Annotated in this window: 9 protein-coding genes; 2 read left to right on the top strand and 7 right to left on the bottom strand. The window is 46.9% G+C overall.

Going from position 1 to position 17,486, the window contains the following annotated elements; all coding sequences use genetic code 11:
* Positions 1–7 precede the first annotated feature (7 nt).
* Genes MKY19_RS10580 through MKY19_RS10570 form a run of 3 tightly spaced genes read right to left on the bottom strand, consistent with a single transcriptional unit; the run spans position 8 to position 4,191 of the window.
* On the bottom strand, positions 8–1,144 hold the full coding sequence (locus MKY19_RS10580) for a glycoside hydrolase family 88 protein (RefSeq protein WP_339247066.1): 1,137 nt from the start codon (positions 1,142–1,144) through the stop codon (positions 8–10).
* A 45-nt stretch (positions 1,145–1,189) separates the two neighbouring features.
* Positions 1,190–3,007: a heparinase II/III family protein gene (locus tag MKY19_RS10575; protein WP_339802561.1), complete on the bottom strand. Its 1,818-nt coding sequence runs from the start codon at positions 3,005–3,007 to the stop codon at positions 1,190–1,192.
* 38 nt (positions 3,008–3,045) lie between these two features.
* Positions 3,046–4,191, bottom strand: a complete 1,146-nt coding sequence (locus MKY19_RS10570) for a DUF2264 domain-containing protein (protein ID WP_339802559.1) — start codon at positions 4,189–4,191, stop codon at positions 3,046–3,048.
* Positions 4,192–4,380: 189 nt separating this feature from the next.
* On the opposite strand from MKY19_RS10570, the gene MKY19_RS10565 reads away from it, so the two are divergent.
* On the top strand, positions 4,381–5,217 hold the full coding sequence (locus MKY19_RS10565) for an AraC family transcriptional regulator (RefSeq protein ID WP_339802556.1): 837 nt from the start codon (positions 4,381–4,383) through the stop codon (positions 5,215–5,217).
* A gap of 104 nt (positions 5,218–5,321) precedes the next feature.
* On the opposite strand, the gene MKY19_RS10560 is transcribed toward MKY19_RS10565, so the two are convergent.
* The 4 genes from MKY19_RS10560 to MKY19_RS10545 all read right to left on the bottom strand — a co-directional run bounded on the left by MKY19_RS10560 (position 5,322) and on the right by MKY19_RS10545 (position 15,350).
* Positions 5,322–11,984, bottom strand: a complete 6,663-nt coding sequence (locus MKY19_RS10560; RefSeq protein WP_339802553.1) for an S-layer homology domain-containing protein — start codon at positions 11,982–11,984, stop codon at positions 5,322–5,324.
* Positions 11,985–12,140: 156 nt separating this feature from the next.
* The gene (locus MKY19_RS10555; protein ID WP_081392974.1) at positions 12,141–12,980 is read right to left on the bottom strand and encodes a carbohydrate ABC transporter permease; all 840 of its coding nucleotides are present in this window, start codon (positions 12,978–12,980) and stop codon (positions 12,141–12,143) included.
* A gap of 15 nt (positions 12,981–12,995) precedes the next feature.
* Positions 12,996–13,934: a sugar ABC transporter permease gene (locus MKY19_RS10550; protein ID WP_076283100.1), complete on the bottom strand. Its 939-nt coding sequence runs from the start codon at positions 13,932–13,934 to the stop codon at positions 12,996–12,998.
* A 72-nt stretch (positions 13,935–14,006) separates the two neighbouring features.
* On the bottom strand, positions 14,007–15,350 hold the full coding sequence (locus tag MKY19_RS10545) for a sugar ABC transporter substrate-binding protein (RefSeq protein WP_339802550.1): 1,344 nt from the start codon (positions 15,348–15,350) through the stop codon (positions 14,007–14,009).
* A gap of 402 nt (positions 15,351–15,752) precedes the next feature.
* Between MKY19_RS10545 and MKY19_RS10540 the strand changes: the two genes are divergently transcribed.
* On the top strand, positions 15,753–17,480 hold the full coding sequence (locus MKY19_RS10540) for a sensor histidine kinase (protein WP_339802547.1): 1,728 nt from the start codon (positions 15,753–15,755) through the stop codon (positions 17,478–17,480).
* Positions 17,481–17,486 lie beyond the last annotated feature (6 nt).

Raw genomic sequence — 17,486 nt, 5'->3', positions numbered from 1 at the left:
ATCCCCCCTATTCCCAATAGAAGGGTCCTGCTGCTTTTAGCCGAGCCAGTGCTTCGACATAGAAAAAATCACCGTAGATAAGAGGAACATCTATATTCCGGTTCTCAGGGTAGTTACTTGTACCATGAAGCAGCAACCCTTCCTCGTCCGCATTGTCCCAACTGCCATAATTCCTGTAGAGAGATTCCACTATTCTTATAGCCCCGTTCCGGTACACATGGGACTCCGAATCATCCACCTGGTCGGCTAGCAGCAGCAATCCACTCGCTGCGCAGGAACCAGCGGAGCTATCACGTATCTCGCCGACTTCACCGGGAGCGCGGAAATCCCAATGTGGAACGTGATCATCCGGAAGTCGGGTCAAGAAGAAATGCGCTACCTGCTTGGATGCATCCAAGTAGCTTTGCTTTCCCGTATGATGATAGGCAAGCGCTAGGCCGTAAATAGCCCAAGCCGTGCCGCGTGACCAAGCCGATTCGGGCGCAAAGCCTTGCCCACCAAGCTTCTCCACCACTTCACCCGTCTCCGGGTTGAATTTGACGATGTGGTACACGGAGCCGTCCGGTCGGATAAAATGCTCCAGCACAGTATCCATATGCGCCTCTGCGATATGACGATAGCGGGGATCACTTGTTGTCTCGGAAGCCCAGAACAACAGGCTGGTGTTCATGCAGCAGTCGATAATAGCAACTCCGCTATTGTCCTCCCCTTCACTCCATGGATTCCAAGCCCGAATATAATGTCCTTTCAGATTGAAGCGGGCTGCCAGGTAGTTAGCTGCCTTTAATGCCCGAATTCGCGACGCTTCGCTACCCGTTAACTTATAATTTGCCACACTGGTAAGAATCCACATGAAGCCTAAATCGTGATCCAGCTTATCGTAGCCGTCCAGTACCTCGTCGAGTCTCTCTTCGCAGCGCTCCGCGATCATTTTAAGGCTTTCGTCCCCACTTTCAGAATAAAACTGCCAGAGCATTCCCGGCCAGAACCCTGCTGTCCACCAGTTCGGTGCTTCAAGCAAGTATTTACCACCTTGACTCGCGTGTGGAAATTCTGCACCGATCTTTCCACTGTTACATCTTGTCTTTTCAAGTGCCTTGTTCCAAGCTTCATCCAGCCAAGTTGGGTTTTCCGTTATATTCATTTCAAACACCGCCTTCTTAGAATGGTCCACTATTTCTTTCATCATTTATATAAATTGAAAGGTGAATACTAATTTTCCTTCAGAACCGGGCTTAAGAGCATGAAAGTCTAGCGTATGCCAGACCGTATCCCTGCCAAAATGATCCCGGTACTCACGTGCAGTAATCTCTGGCTCAACGATCTGAACATCATAAGTCAGTTCCACTCCGCCTACTCCAGTTCCGGGCAGCAGCACAACACCAGCACGCAGCATTTTCGGACGACGCAAGGTAACGAACCGCTCTGTCCAACTCACTGACTTACCGTTATACTGGTACTCGTCCATTAACTCCAAGCGAGGATGCTGCCCCTTGTACCAAACCATAGAGCGGATCAGGGATTGAAGCTCTTCCACTTCGTATGCCTGAGACAGCTCCAGCTTCAGTTCATCTTTTTCAACCGCAGCCGACGCGTACAGAACTGTAGCACTATGCTTCCTGCCAGCCAGTTGATACTGGCCGCCGATGATCGGAACCGAATGTCCCTGCGAGCCGTTACAATCATATTGATAACGGCCAGCCCCAAAATATTCAGCCGTATACTCTCCACAGCCGAGATCAGCTGCATAGATTTCGCCTCCACCTGACAGAATGAACTGTCCCAGATCATTATGATTATGAGGTTCAGCGTTATGCCCTCCCTTAGCCGCAAAACCGAACGAACTTCCTCCGGACTGATAACGCGAGACAAGCCATCCCGCATCAGGAAGATAATAACTGGCGGCTCCCCAATCCTGATCCTGTTTCTCATCGCCGGTCCTTCTCCAGATGAGATTTCGAAAAGCCGGAGCCCAGCGGCTGCAGTGATCCTTAGCGTAAGGAGTGCGAAGCACAGGCGGAGGACATTCTACTTCTGGATAGGTATCAGCTAAATAATGGGACAAGCCCATATGTATGTGAATTCGAGGCTCTGAGTCAGAGAAATTGGCGACAAAATTGCCACCGATGAAAATTTTCTGTTGGAACTGAGCGATACTTCGCACTTTGTCCGTTGCAAACCAGTCTACTCTTCCCTCACTTCTAACCCGGAGAAGATCGCTGTAATACGTGAAATAGCCAAATCCGTAGTTCCAGTAACTCAGACCTTCCAGGCAGGCCCCATCATCCCCGAAGCCTTCCAGATAGTAGCTCATGCTGCGCTCTGTCTTCAGCAGGATATTCGTCAGCACAGCAGGATCATCCAACATCAATAAGGCGGCTGCCCCGATCGACCCTGCGCACACTGCTGCCCAGTTATGACGTGCAGTCTCCCATTCATAAGGACCACATTCAATAAAAGGTCGAAATATTCTCTTTTCTACTTCATGTCTGATTCGGGATCGAAGAAGCAGCGGAAGTCGTTCTCCCAGTAATAGAGAAATTTCGGCAAGGGTAAAAGCGGTCTCCGAGGAGAACAGATCAATAAACTGATCAATATTCTCTGTATTATGATCTGCAGGAAGATGGGCTGGCAGGCACCATGTGTACTCTTCGCATATAGACCATAGGATATTTTCCAGGTTCTCCAGAAGTCTGACATTATCCGGATCAAGCAAGGTCATAAATACATATGTATTCAGCCTTCTTCTCCGTTCGAAATAGACCCGTTCATATTCCAACCTCGAACCTGTGCGCGCAAAAATTGAAAATAGCGTATCCGTTAGCTCTGATATAGGCTGGCTGTCTAATCTTTGAGCCTCCTCGCGGATTTCGCTGATATCTTCCTTTAATGTCTCGGATAATAAGGCTTGTTTCCAAAAAGCATCCGACTCTCCATCAGGATAATACAAGCTCAGATCTGCTGGCTTCATTTCTTGGACAATTCCGAAAAGCTCCTGTCTGTTCATGTTTTTCCCCTCCCTTTGACCGATTAGATCAGATCCCCCTATCTACTTAAGGCATGATCTCTCATAACATCCTCTCCGGCTGCGATTCTTTGTGCTGTCCATTTCAGTTCTGTCCCTGCCCAGAAAGGATCTGAAGGAAGTAACCCCAGAGGAAGAAATACTGAAGCGCATAAATAGAGACTTCCCGTATTGATATAGCTCTCCGCAAGCTCGGGCTGGTAACCATACACCCCCGGACGTAGCCACCCGTCCTCATCCAGCGTCCCTGGAAATCCCATAGTCCGTGTGATTACAGCGGTCAAGGCGCAGCGTACCTGTGCGGGTGATAGCGCATCCTCCAGAAAATGCTGTAGCGCCGCTTGTGATAGCAGCTGAAACGCACCAAAACGGTAAACGATAGAGCGCCCGATAAACGGATACGTTCCGTCCGGCGCAATCATCCGTTCCAGAACAGTTGCGTATCTTTGTGCCCGCTCCAGAATCAATGGCCTCAATACGGAGTATTGCTCCGAGTCCCGTTCAAAAAGTGTAACCACATCCACAAGCATCGGCTGAATGACAAAGCTATTGTAATGATCCCAGTGAAAGTTCTTGCCATCCCCGTAGATACCATCGCCTTTATACCAATCCATGAACATGTGGATCGCATAACCAACACGCATCCGGTCATATTCTGAATCGCCGAGTATATACAAAGCTGCTTCAACCATTGCGCTAAACAGCAGCCAATTGCTCCCACTGGGTGCAGTCCGGCGCGTACGCTTCAAGGCTGTTATTAAATTACCTTTGACCCGCTCATTCAGCCGTCCGGCAAGCTGCTTCGGTGCACGCACCAACGCATGAGCGAGGAATGCCGCATCGACCAACGGTTGGCCTTCGGACTTAAAATCCATATAGTCAGGTGATGATGGATCAACAGCAGCATCGATGCATTCCAGCATCAATAGGACATAACGAGCCCTGAGCTCATCTTCTTCACCCTCCAGCCCTTCAAGCTCTAGCCATGGGGCCATTCCACAGACCAACCTGGCGAATGCCTCCAAATGCGCAAACTTGCTCCTGTCACTATGAAACTCGGTGGGCAGCCGTTCCTTTAATTTTCTTTGCGACAAAGCGTCAAGTACTGGGTTCCCGATCTGTAGCATCGTATCCAGCCAATATTTGCGGTGTTTCGTACTATTCATACACCATCCACCCTTTCAATTCCGTCTATTCAGCAGATGCAGATCCCTACTACTCATGTTCAGACCAGCTATATACTTGGCTTATTGCGTAATCTTCTTCTATAGTTTAGTGTTGTATTATTGCAATGTCTTTGCGATTAATGATTATTTATTGCGTTTGTTGCTATTAATCTGAAAGGGGTTATCTGGATGAAACATGCCCAGTATTATCAGCCGTTCGAAGGCGACATACTGGCGGGCATCGGCAATTCACCGATCTCACCTACCAAAGATTTTCATATTCATGATCACTTTGAAATCTTCCTATTTTTAGGGGGCACGGTGAACGGATTTGTGGATCAGTACAGCTATCCGCTTCAACGTGGCAATGTGTTCTTATTCAACAATCACGAGATTCATAAAATCATTAATCTATCTCCTGAGCCTTACGAACGATTAACAATTCATTTCAAAGCTCCACTTGTATATCCCTTCTGCACCGCAACCACAAATCTGCTCGCCTGTTTCCAGAACCGTCAGCCCGGAGAGCAGAATCTCGCTCAAATGGATGAAACACTGCTTGCAGAGTACATGACCCTTGCCTATCGCCTGATTGCAATTTTGGAGAATCCTCAATACGGCAGTGAGGTTCTGGCTTTAACTTATCTGATCCAGATTCTGGTCCTCATTAATGAGCTATATAGCCGTACTAGTTCCACCATACCCAGTATTATTTCATCGCATATTCAATCGGCCATGCGCTATATCGATAACCATCTGCATCTGAATCTGTCGCTAGAGCAGATCGCTGGTGAATTAAACATCGATAAATATTATCTTAGTCACCTGTTCAAGCAGCAGACAGGAGGAACGATCTACCGGTACGTCCTGCTTAAAAAAATCGCTTTATCCAAACAGCTCCTATCCTCCGGAAACTCCGTATCCGAAACCTGTTATCTATCCGGCTTCAATGACTATGCCAATTTCATACGTACTTTCAAGAACATCACGGGCATTCCACCTGGAAAATACGGCAAAAAAAGCTGACATTGCCACTTATCGACGCCTCGCAATTGTATAAACCCTTCTTTGAACTTATAAAAAAACCTGGCACCCGCTAAATGCAGCTGCCAGGTTCATGGAAGTGCGGCTTACAAATATCCCAGCAGATTGGCGATGACTTGCGCACTTTCGGCACGGGTCATCATCTCTTGCGGTGCGAATTGCATATTGCCGCGTCCTTTTATCAGCCCTGCCTGCTCAGCGAAACTTGCTGATTTCTGTGCCCAGTCATGAATCAGGGAATAATCACTGAACGAGCCTGCTGAAACTTCATTTACCTTGCTGCCTTGTAAATATTCATAAGCCCTAACGATCATTACGGCCATTTCCTCGCGGGTAATGCTGCGGTCCGGTGCGAATGAATCCGAACTACGTCCGAGCACTATGCCCGCTTCGCTTACGGCTGCAACGTACTCTGCATACCAAGCTTTGGAGTCCACATCAATAAACGTTGAATGACTTCCTGCCTCTAAGCCTAGCGCTCTTGCAATCATGGTCGCGAATTGTGCTCTTGTCACTTTCCCTTGCGGATTAAACTCAGTATCGGAAATACCTTGGATAATATGTTTAGCCGCCATTGTCTTAATAACATCCCTCGCCCAGCTATCCGTACTGACATCCAAGAATGTCTTGTCATATTCTAGGACTGCAAACTGGCTGAAATGCTGTATTTCCGTACTCCATTTTCCATCAGCTAGCGTTCCGCCCATAAATTCAAGAGCTCCGTTCCCGGCTATATTGTAGATGCCCAGCAAATTAGGATTGGAATCTGAATCTACTATGAAGGTAAGCGTCAGTGGCTTATCAAAACGGGTTACCGGTACGGCAGTGCCATTCGTACTAATAACTTCCAAACTGAAGTTAATTACATCACTTGCAGCAGATAACTGAACCGAGCCGTTGACAGCTGGGTTATTTATAAGCTGTTCCACGGCAACTCTGGATGCCTTCACGGCCGAGAGTTTGATTCGTGCTCCATCCACTTGACCTCCTGCAGCTTTCTCCTGGATACTCTTTAGCGCTTCTGGGGTCAGTTGGATAGCAAATGTATTCCATACGAGACGCAGCGTGTTCACTCCGATGATATTTGACACTCCCACAGGAAGCAGTACGGAATCAGTAGCTTCTGTGAGCTGAACTGTTATTCCCCCTCCAACCGGAGCCGTGAAATCGTCACTGTTAAGAATCCGCGTGGTCTGCGGCAGCGGTGTTGGTGTTGGCGATACCGTCGGTGCTGTAGTCGACACCGGCCCTGAGGTTACTTCAGGTACAGGTGTTGGTGTAGGATTTGCTGTGGGTTCAACTGTCGGTGTTGGTTCTACCGTTGGTGTTGAAGTCGGCGGTTGCTGTGCTTCTCCCACTGTAACTATTCTTATAACTTCAACAGCCGTATTGCCCACGGAATCGCTCACATTATAATGATAAATATAAGTGCCTGCTGATGAGGTATCTAACGTCTCCGTATGATTCCCATCCTTCGTAATCGTCGCCACAATACGTTCTGTAATATCGCCATCGCGGTTATCCATTGCGGTGGCTCCGGCATCTGTATAGCTTGCGCCATTGTCCAGTTGAACAGATGGTTCACCAAGCAGTGTAATGACCGGCTTCAGTACATCTGGATCTTCCGATACGATTACTTTTCGGGTGACTTCCGCAGCCGTGTTGCCTGCGGCATCGCTGACATTGTAATGGAAGGTGTAGATATCCGCTTGCGCTGTATCTAATTCAGTCAGACCATACACTTCACTGCTGACCGTTGTATTGATGCGGTCTGTGATATCACCTTCTTGGTCGTCATACGCAGTGGCTCCGGCATCCGTATATTCAGAACCGATCTGCAGATTGACTATAGCTTCACCTATCAAGGTAATCTCCGGCTGCTTCATATCTGGCTCCGGTAGCTTAATTGTTCCGCTAGCCGCAGCTTCTGCCTTCGCCTCGCCCTTGTTCAGTAATACTGTGAAGCTGAAGCTGCCGGCTGTGTCATCAGTAGCTTCCTGGAATGAAGATAGGGTGATATCACCCAGCGTAACCCCCGTATCACTGAACCCGATTAAACCGTTCATCGTTTGGAGCAGCCAGGTCCGGACTCCGTCTTCGCTGTTAGCTGTTTCCTTCTGCACGCTATATGCAGCACCTTCTATAATACTTTTAGCCTCGTTTACAGCCTGCTCATTGACAATGCTGACCCTGTCCTTCGCCACTGCTAAGTAACTGATCACAGATGCCTGACTATTCGTATTGTTTATCGAATATTTCACGATGCCGCTCACCGGCAGCGTAAAGTCATGAGTGATCGTGATGCCATTCGGACCTGCGAGTACACCGGTCTTGACCGTTTCGTTCACTGTCTTCCCTTCAGCATCAGTGTAGCTAAGCGTGATATCCATCGTGCGGTTGCTCATATTCCACCAGTCCCGATGGAACGATGTAATCGTGTACTTTCCTGCGCTCAGAGGGAGGGTATAGATCAGAGGTGTATTCTTTGTATTCGAGCTGTAGACACCTGTCTGAGTTTTATCCGTGATAACCACGACACCGCCAAGCCCTTTGAGATTATAATTTGCCCCTGTATTGATATGACCCCACACAGCGCCTGTTGATAGTTGATCCGCGGTGCTATTCAGAAGGCTGTCGCCCACGAAATTCTTGATCACCGTATAGGGTGGTGTGACGACATCCGCCGAAACACCGACATCCAAAAAGTACACGAGACCTTCTGGCACTACTTCCACATTAGCAGTGGTTTTTAGATTGCCATAAGTGCCGGTTACAGCTACTCTTTCATAGGGTGTGTTGAAGCTGACCGCGTCTAAATTCCACTTCACAGACACCTGCAATTTGGATCCATCTTCTCGGGTAGCCTCCAACTTATCTGGAAGATTCGGCAGTTTCCCGACATAAGTGGCAATATCCTGAGGAGCAGCAAGCTCCCGTATATCCCCTGTTGTCAATTGGTTCTGGGCAGAAATCAGACGTCCCGCGAGTTGCACAGCTCCTTCCTGATCCAGTCTGAAATCAGCAGCATTGTCTAGTGCTTCTTGGGCGGTGTTCTGTGCGGCTGCAAAAAGCTGCCAGTCTCTATCCGAATATTCATCCAGTTTGATAACTTCTTTCGCTGCTATTACCGCTGATTGAAGAGCAGCTGTATCCACAGCACCCTTTACTTCACCGGAAACAACCGCTACCGCGTCCACAACCAAAGTACCGCTTAATACCTTTATCTGAACGTTATGCTGTCCATATTTAAGTCCGCGAAGCGTGTACGTTTGGTAGAGTTCTTTAGAGGCCATCGTATCGGCTGACAGTGTGACAATTTCATCATCAACAGTCACTTCTAACTTAGCCGATCCATTATTCGGTCCCAGAATATCTAACCCGGTGCCTTCAAAAGAATATTCCATCGTAGCAGCTGCACCTTGACTGGTAGATAGGGAACGCTGATAAATATACATACCAGCCCCGTTTTGATGACTCCACAAACCGCCGTATTTTAATTTAGGGTTTGGTGTAGCAGCCAAATCATACATTTCAAGATTATCCAGTAATTCGGAATAGTATGGCGTATAGCCGTCAATCGTCTCGACCTTCAGATTATCGAAACGAACATGATAATATCCACTGGCTAAATCTACCCGACCAGACAATTCAGGGTTCGGATCAGTATAAGAAGCCAGTTTCACATCGTCCAAATAGGCAGTCACTTTATCGCCTGCAACCTGAATGGCAATGTTATGCCAGGCATCATGTGCGGTGTTAAATCCATCCAGCTTTACTCCACCGGAACCGCTCACTACATTGCCGCTCGCTACTGCGCTATTATTGACCAGCAGCTGCCAACCTCCGTCAAACCAGAACTTCAGTACATAAGGTGTGCCGTTTATAGTGTGAGAGCTGCCGCCTCCTTGATACCGTGCGCCAATCGCAGCATAATTGGCCCCGCCCTGCGTACTGTTCGTCTCGAACGAAACATCTACACTGGCCTTGTAATTTGTCCACCGGTTATCACCTATAGCTGTTACGGGATCTCCACCGTTCCAAGTGCCACCCAGCCCCATAATTTCCGTATCCAGCTGTTGGCGCAGAACATAGTTGTCAGAACCGTCCGGAAGATACGCTTCGAATGCACCGTTGCGGTCATGCGTATAGCGCGGTATCACCCTTTTAGAGCCGCCGCGAGATTCAATATAACTTTGGGTGCCAGCATTCTGCCCACCTGCCCCGATCTTCACAACGGATTGATTGGAGTAGTCAAAATCATCGGCATACAGGATATTGTCTGCTGTATTTTGAATCCTCCCTGTGGCGTCGGTATCAAGCACGATGCGGTCGCCTTCTACAGGTAACGATGTTTGATACGCCTCATTGTCCTTGTTCTTCAGAGTGGTCACAGTCAATGTCGAATATGGTTTGACATGAATGGTATAAACCCCACTGCCATCAACAGCGACATCCCCGAGATATTTCATATAATTGCTGTTGAAAGCTTCGCCCGCGTCTGCTGCACGAGTCTCCCATACTTCCAATGAGGGATTACCCGCAAAGTTCATATTTACCGACTGAAGCTTATAGGTTTTGGCATATTCGCTATCGTTCACGATAACGGTTGAAAAATCGCTTCTGTCAGGTGAAGCAAGCGTCATATAGCTAGGAGAACCGTTGCGACCGCTAACAGGGTTAGTGCCTGTCGCACCCGTGGAGCTAGCCTTAGGAACTGCTCTCCAAATCCCTGTCGTATTATCCTCGTTCTCCCAGCCCACATTGGCGAACCAGCTGTAATGCTGCAGAGCAACAAGACCTGCATCATAATGAATCCATCCCGACCACGGATCACGTGCGCTAAGTAGTTCCTTAAACGAATATTGTCCACCTTCGTAGAAGGAGCCGATGGCCGGCTGATAAATAAAGTGCGTCCGGCGGGAATTGACGAATCCTTTAATAATCGTATTGCTCATCTCCAGTGGACTGCCAACACCGCCGATGCCGGTTCCTTCCACTGTAGGGTCCTTCACATTATTGTTGGGACGGAAGGCAGAGTTACTGAAGGTGGACTGCGCCTCACTGTTCCATACTTCAATATCATATTGTTCTGCGAGCTTTTTGAAATTGCCTGCGCTGTCGTCGTCAGTGTTATAGTGATATCCGGCGATCGGAGCCGCATCCCTTAGAGAAGCGTCGCTTACCATACTGCCGCCAAATGAACCAATCCCTACTTCATCAGAGATCACAACTTGGATCTGGTTATAGAGCGCTTGCTCTACTGGGCTTGCAAAACCTTCGTTATCTGTTTTAACACGCTCAGCGTACTGCTTGGTCCAGGTCAAATCCGGCGTATGCTCGTTGATATGGGGATTGACGTAGTCGACCATATAGCCATACTCACGGTAAGCAGCAAGAATTGTATCTTTATACCAGGTATAGATTTTATCGTTGTTGCTTGCCCAGGCCGGAGCACTCCATCGCAGGATGCTGACCTTGAGATCCGGATTCGTAGCCTTGGCGTCAGCCGCAAGCTGGAATCCGGGATGCCTAGTGACATTGGCTTCTTCATCGGCCGTACGCATAGTAGCCGGGTCCGGGCCGGTAGAGTTGTTACGGTCATTGCCCATCTCTATTTTTACATGCGTCATGATGGGATGCTCTCCACCGAACAGAATCCGCAACATTTCTGCGTAAGCTTCCGGATGCTCAGCCTTATAATCCATCAACAGGGCACTGGTGCTGTTGGCACTTAGTACGCCAAATCCCTTGAACGTTAGGCCGTTGACATTGTCCGCTTTAATATCGTTGCCGTCGAGTAGAACCTTGACCATGGAAGCTGCGTTCTGCCGAGCATCTTCGATCTCTTTTTGAATCCCGCCCTTGGCAACGGCGAACCAGCTCAAGATTGGTTTCTCACCGGAAACATAGGCATAGGTCAATGTCATAGGGCTACTAGCGTCGATATCACCGGGAATAGTGAATTCGCCGGAAATAAGCGGAGTCACATTAGTATTGAATTGTGCAAACGAGATCGTCTTTGTTGCACCATTTGTATCCTTATATTCGATCTGAGGCTGTATTACTCGAGTGCGGCTGCCATACCAATCATGGAAACCACTACTGAGTGTATAGATTCCAGCTTCTGTAGCCATTAATTTATATACAATATGATTGCTAGTAGGGTCGGCACGAAGTCCTACTGTCCATATGGATGGATCAGTTGCAGGATCGGTAAGTCCTCCGTCTTTGGAGTTCTTCACCTTGTTGATGGAATCATCAAATCCCCAGGCAGTCGTTCCGCTGACATATTTCTGATCTGGTGACGGGTTGAGCAATGTGTTACCGGACAGCGTTTTTACTGCTTCGTACAGTGGCGAAGAAGTAGGACCATTACCTACGGAATCGCCCCCTCTGCCGCTATCCACAAAGTAAACCAATGGATTCCTTGAAGGTGGAATAACTTCTACATTGGCAACAACCGGCCCACCATTCGCTGTACCCGTGACTGTCACTGTGTCATAAGGAACGGCAAAGGTATCTTCACCTATATTCCATTTCACAGTCGCAGACTGGCCTCCAATGTCAATGCTAGCAGGCAAAGTAGTGTCAGCAGATGTCTTCGCCCCCATAAAGGCGGCTGCGAAAATAGTATCCACCGTAGCCGCAGATACAGATGGCATATGGAGTGCCGGAAACATTCCAACTACAAGCGCAGTGGTCATCATCATTGAGAATAGCTTTTTTCTAACGGAGTGTTTTCTGCTCATTCTTTAATCCTCCTTTTGCTATAAATGTTCTCTCGGCATGTTTCATGCTTGATTTGACTTTATCGCCCAGCAAACAAAGAAAGCGCATTCATTTCATTGATAAGCTAAAAAAAACTGGCAGCATGCGAAAACTGCAACTGCCAGGTTCAAACCTGTCTAGCCTTTAATACCAGATGCTGCGACGCCTTGAACGAAGTACTTCTGAAGTGCCAAGAAAACAATCACAACCGGAATAATGGAAACCACACTTGCAGCCATTATCAGACCGTACTCGGCGGAATATTGCGAAATGAACATTCGTAGTCCAATTTGTATAGTCTTGAGTTTCGTATCCGTCAAATAAATCATCGGCCCCAAGAAGTCATTCCAAGTGGCAACAAAGGTAAAAATCGTCAAGGTGGACAAAGCCGGCTTGGATAGTGGCAGCATAATTCTCGCCCAAATCCCATATTCGCTCAAGCCATCGATTCGGGCCGCCTCGCATAATTCATCTGGGACTCCCTGATAGAACTGGCGCATCAGAAATACTCCGAAAGCCGAGAATGCCTGCAATAGAATGATTGCCAGATGGGTATTGTTAAGTCCCATGTAACGCATCAAGATAAATTGCGGCACCATATATGCCTGCCAAGGAATCGCGATCGTAGCGATATATCCAAGGAATAAAACATTTTTCCCTCTGAATTGCAGTTTGGAGAATGCATACGCAGCAAAACTTGAAGTCAATAGCTGCAAAATCGTTACGATAATTGATAATTTCGCCGTGTTATAAATGAAGCGGTCCAGTGGAATACGGGTCCAGATATCCACGAAATTTCCCCAGCGCGGATTCGCCGGAATCCATTGCATCGGGAATGAGAACACATCCTTGTTCAGCTTGAGCGAAGAAGACAACATCCATATATATGGAACAAGCATACAGAGCACCGTAGCAAACAACAAAATATACACTAGCACCATCGTGCCGATTCTAATTCCTTTATTTGTACCCACCATATCTTTTGAATCCTCCTATTGTCCGTATTTCTTCTCGCCGCGGAACTGGACGATGGTGATGCCAAGTACCAGCAGAAACAATACAATGGCCATGGCGCTGGCATATCCGTAATCAAGCGAACGGAACGCCGTATTGTAGATTTGATAAACCATAACCCTTGTAGAATCGTTCAACTGGTTATCAGCGCCGGCAAATAGGTTGATAAAAATATCGTAGACTTTGAACGAATTGATGACTAGAATCATCAGCACAAAGAAGGATGTAGGCGCCAGTTGAGGGACCGTCACATTGCGGAATCTTCTCCAGGCGTTAGCACCATCAAGTTCAGCAGCCTCATACAATTCAGGGTTGATCCCCTGTAGACCTGCCAAGTAAATGACCATGTAATAGCCCATGTTTTTCCATACAGTGAACAGTATTACTGTGAACATCGCCCAGTGTTTATCCGCCGCCCAGCGGGGAAGATCCTCCAGTGGGATACCGGTAAGGGTATGCAAAATATTGTTGATCGGCCCCATCGTAGGGCTAAAGATAAAGTTCCATACCGCAGCAACGGCTACCAAGGATGCCACATATGGGAAAAAGAATACGGTTCTCATGAAATTGCGGGCCATGATCTTCTGATTAAGCAAAATCGCCAGCGCCAGCGCAACAATCATGGTGAACGGTACTACGCCAATAGTGTAAACAATGGTATTCCATAATGCTTTATGAAATGTTGTATCTTTAATAAGCCGGGTGAAATTGTCCAATCCGATATATTTCATTGGATTGGCCCCATCCCATTTCACAAAAGCTAGGATAAAGGCGAAAAACATGGGTACTAGTGTAAACACGGCAAATCCGATAAAGTTCGGCGCAATGAAGCTGTACGCTACCAGGTTTTCCCGGACACCTTTTGACAAATGACGTTTAGGAATTTTTTTTGTATCCAATATGGTTTCGTTCTGCATTCTTTCTCCTCCAAACCTTTCTATAAAAGGCGGGCTTTCACCCGCCCTTAGAATTCACCAACTCTCTTCAGGTTAATTGTTCAAGAGCTGCTGTACGCGCGTATTCATATCCTTCAAGCCTTCGTCGATCGAAGCGTTTTTGGTCATAATGTTATCGTGGGCTTCGTTTAGAATTACTTCAATGTCCGCACTCTTTTCATGCATTGGCATTTCCAAATAAGTCTGAACCGTAGTCAGTGCCGCTTTGCTGTTATCATCCGTAGGGAAACCGTCAATCGAAGTAATGGAACTGATAACTTCATCGTTCTTAATCGCTGGAATGGTTCCGGTGGAAGCAATGACCGTAGCACCTTCTTCACCAGTCACAAAGTTCATGAAATCAAGTGCCGCTTCTTTATTTTTGGATTTCTGATTTACAGCGAGGGAAGTAATTGTACCCAGTGTTGTACCCGCTTCCACACCATCCGGGTGAGGATATTTCACGATTCCCCAGTTGGTCGATTGGGACTCGCCGCTTTTCACCTTTTCAATTTGAGTCGCGATAAACCAACTGCCCATGTTCATCATCGCAACGGAATTGTTGTAGAACACACCGGAATAATGCGTGCTTGAAGTCTTTAGTGTGGCGTAATCCATAACGATACCATCTTCCTGTTCTTTCAAGATCCGTTCATAGGTTGGCTTCAGGAAATCGTAGTTTCCACCGACAACGTTGTTTTTACCGTCAAGAATACCGAACAATTGAACCGCGCTCCGCCAAGTATGATAATGGGCTCCGTATACTTTTTCAGAACCGCTGCCGGAGGTCATTTTTCTAGCAAGTTCATCATATTGGTCGAATGTCATATCATTACTTGGATACTCCACTCCCGCTTTATCGAACAAGTCCTTATTATAGTAGACAACCCAGAAATCACTCCGGAAAGGAAGCGCATACACTTCATCGTTCACTTCGATCTGTTCTACAGTACCGCCATAGACGGATGGATCAATGTTTTTGTCTCCCATGAATCCCTTGAGCGGCTCCAAGTGATTTTGTTTCACAAGGTTTGAGTATCCAGGAATATCCTTAATCGTAAGTACATCCAGATCTGCACCACCGGACAACTGTGTACTCAGCATTGTCATATAGTCAGTGGAACCAAGATCGACATATTCGATCGTTACATTCGGATGCTCAGCTTTATAGGCATCAATCAACGGCTGATAGTATGCTGTGGCTTCCCAATCCCACAATGCCCATTTCAAGGTCACAGGATCCTGTTTCGGTTCAGCGGAAGCGTTTGCAGTATTTCCCGTTTCTGGAGCAGCTGTTGCAGCACTGCCTTCGTTGTTGTTATTACCGGAACATCCGGCTAGCGCACTTAGGGAGAGTATTGTGGCAAAAGTCATGCCATAGAATCTTTTCAATTTCATATAAAAATCCCCTTTTCCTTCTGATTGTTTACACTGATCGGCTCATCCGATCTATTTCAAAGTTTAAGACTTTCCCATCTAGAATGGCATGTATTTTCAAACTCAGTTCATTCACTTTTCTTTGTTCTTCTCTTCCTCCTTGCTTCAAACCTGTAAAATCCTATTTAAAACATGTAAATTTCTCAGCTCCTCTGCCTTCCACTGTATGGAATCACAGGAATATGCTATGGTGTTAATATGGATATCGGTAAACTAGTTAAGCATATTATAAATAGAAGATTAACTTTGAACATGCATTAATTGAAAGATATTTTTGAAACCGCTTTATATTTTTCTGCATTTTGTAGAGGAGTGTTCAATACGGTAAGAAAATCAACCATTAAGAGCCGCATTATTCTGATCATGACCATCTTTGCGCTACTAATCGCCGCTCTGCTATCCTTTTTCAGCTATGAATTGATTACCTATTATCAGCGTAAAACAACCATCCAGGCGACTGAGTTCAACCTGCAGCTAGTTTCCCATATTATTGAACAAGATTTGATTAATCTCTCCTCATTAGCGATGACGAATAGCACCAACTCGTCCACCAATACATTACTCACTGATTATTTTGTATCTCCAAAGGCAAGCGCCAAGGATGCTGTTAATGTATTTAACTCCATGCAGGAGGACTTTCGGATCAATCGCTCCAATAGCTATGTCCGCCGCTTGATTGTTACGGGTAACAACGGAAAGTTCCTGCAGGTGGATAATTCCGTCAGCACTTCAATTCCACTTACTGTGCACAATATCGGTCTAATTCCCGGACTAAATAAAGATGCTGCGGAGCAGTGGGAACAAGTAATTAAGGACCCGCTCTCCACCACAAACGGAATTCCTTTTGTTCTACCTATTTACGGAGATGGGGCTGCCCGGATTGGAACGGTCTACTTACTCGCCAATACTTCCTTAATTACCGACAAGTTGAAGGGGTATTCCCTGCCTAAGAACTCCCGAATGCTGTTGACGCTCGGCAATCATCATTATCAGCTCATTGGCGATAAAGTGACTGCAATGACTACGCCGTATGAACCTGTAGCCTATACCGATGATAAGCCTGTCGGTCCACAAACCGAGCTGTCCATGATCAAGCTGGAGGATGAAGAAAGCCAAATCGTGGTCTCTTATCCCGTGCGGAGTGGAGTGATTCTGTCGCAGACCTTATCCAATGATCAATTCGCTCCCAAAGCAAATATATGGATTCTGGTAATGCTTGGCGTTTGTTTACTAGTCATCGTCTTAAGCGGCATTATTACTTTGTACTTAACCCGTAACATCAGTCTCCCGGTAGAGAAATTAAAGAAGCGAATTGATAAGATTGCCCAGGGCAACTTCTTGCTGGACCGCAATATCGAATGGAACAGTGAACTAGGTGATGTTGGTCGAGGTATCAACCGTCTATCACAGGACATTGTTGCGCTCATGGATAGCCGGCTCGCTGACGAGAAGCAGAAACAGGAGCTAGAGTACAGGATGCTGCAAAGTCAGATCAATCCCCACTTCTTGTACAACACACTGAATTCGATCAAATGGATGGCTACGATTCAGAATGCTACCGGCATTGCAGAAATGACTACTTCACTCTCCAGACTGCTGCGAAGCATCGCCAAAGACAACCGGAGACTAATGCCACTGAATGATGAGTTAAGCCTGCTCGATGACTATTTTCTGATTCAGAAATACCGGTATGGCAGTACAGTCTCGATGGTGAAGGAAATTGAAGATGAGGAACTACTCTCCGGCCTGATTCCCCGTTTCACGTTACAACCTCTGGTTGAGAATGCTATCTTCCATGGCATCGAGCCCAAAGGTAGAGGAGATATTCTCATCACGGTGAAAAAAAGCGGCTTTGCCGATATCCTGGTCACGATTGAAGACAATGGTGTAGGCATGAAGGAAGAACAAATCTCCACCATTCTGTGTGAATCGGAGGATGGAACTAGGGGAGTTTTCGAGAACGTTGGACTCCATAGTGTAAATGAGCGTTTACGGCTAGCCTTTGGGGAGAATTACGGTCTTTCGATTGAGAGTGAAATGGGCCAGTATACTCTAATGAAAATCCTTCTACCATTTATACAAAAAGAGTAGAATGGC

This window comes from Paenibacillus sp. FSL R5-0744 (genome assembly GCF_037972555.1).
Taxonomy (GTDB): domain Bacteria; phylum Bacillota; class Bacilli; order Paenibacillales; family Paenibacillaceae; genus Paenibacillus_AQ.
Note: the sequence above shows the minus strand (reverse complement) of the source record. Positions and strands in the feature narration are given on the sequence as shown.

Coding starts and splice junctions, on each gene's coding strand:
- MKY19_RS10550 (WP_076283100.1), bottom strand. CDS start 13,934: ATGCAGAACGAAACCATATTGGATACAAAAAAAATTCCTAAACGTCAT.
- MKY19_RS10565 (WP_339802556.1), top strand. CDS start 4,381: ATGAAACATGCCCAGTATTATCAGCCGTTCGAAGGCGACATACTGGCG.
- MKY19_RS10570 (WP_339802559.1), bottom strand. CDS start 4,191: ATGAATAGTACGAAACACCGCAAATATTGGCTGGATACGATGCTACAG.
- MKY19_RS10545 (WP_339802550.1), bottom strand. CDS start 15,350: ATGAAATTGAAAAGATTCTATGGCATGACTTTTGCCACAATACTCTCC.
- MKY19_RS10555 (WP_081392974.1), bottom strand. CDS start 12,980: ATGGTGGGTACAAATAAAGGAATTAGAATCGGCACGATGGTGCTAGTG.
- MKY19_RS10540 (WP_339802547.1), top strand. CDS start 15,753: ATGACCATCTTTGCGCTACTAATCGCCGCTCTGCTATCCTTTTTCAGC.
- MKY19_RS10575 (WP_339802561.1), bottom strand. CDS start 3,007: ATGAACAGACAGGAGCTTTTCGGAATTGTCCAAGAAATGAAGCCAGCA.
- MKY19_RS10560 (WP_339802553.1), bottom strand. CDS start 11,984: ATGAGCAGAAAACACTCCGTTAGAAAAAAGCTATTCTCAATGATGATG.
- MKY19_RS10580 (WP_339247066.1), bottom strand. CDS start 1,144: ATGAATATAACGGAAAACCCAACTTGGCTGGATGAAGCTTGGAACAAG.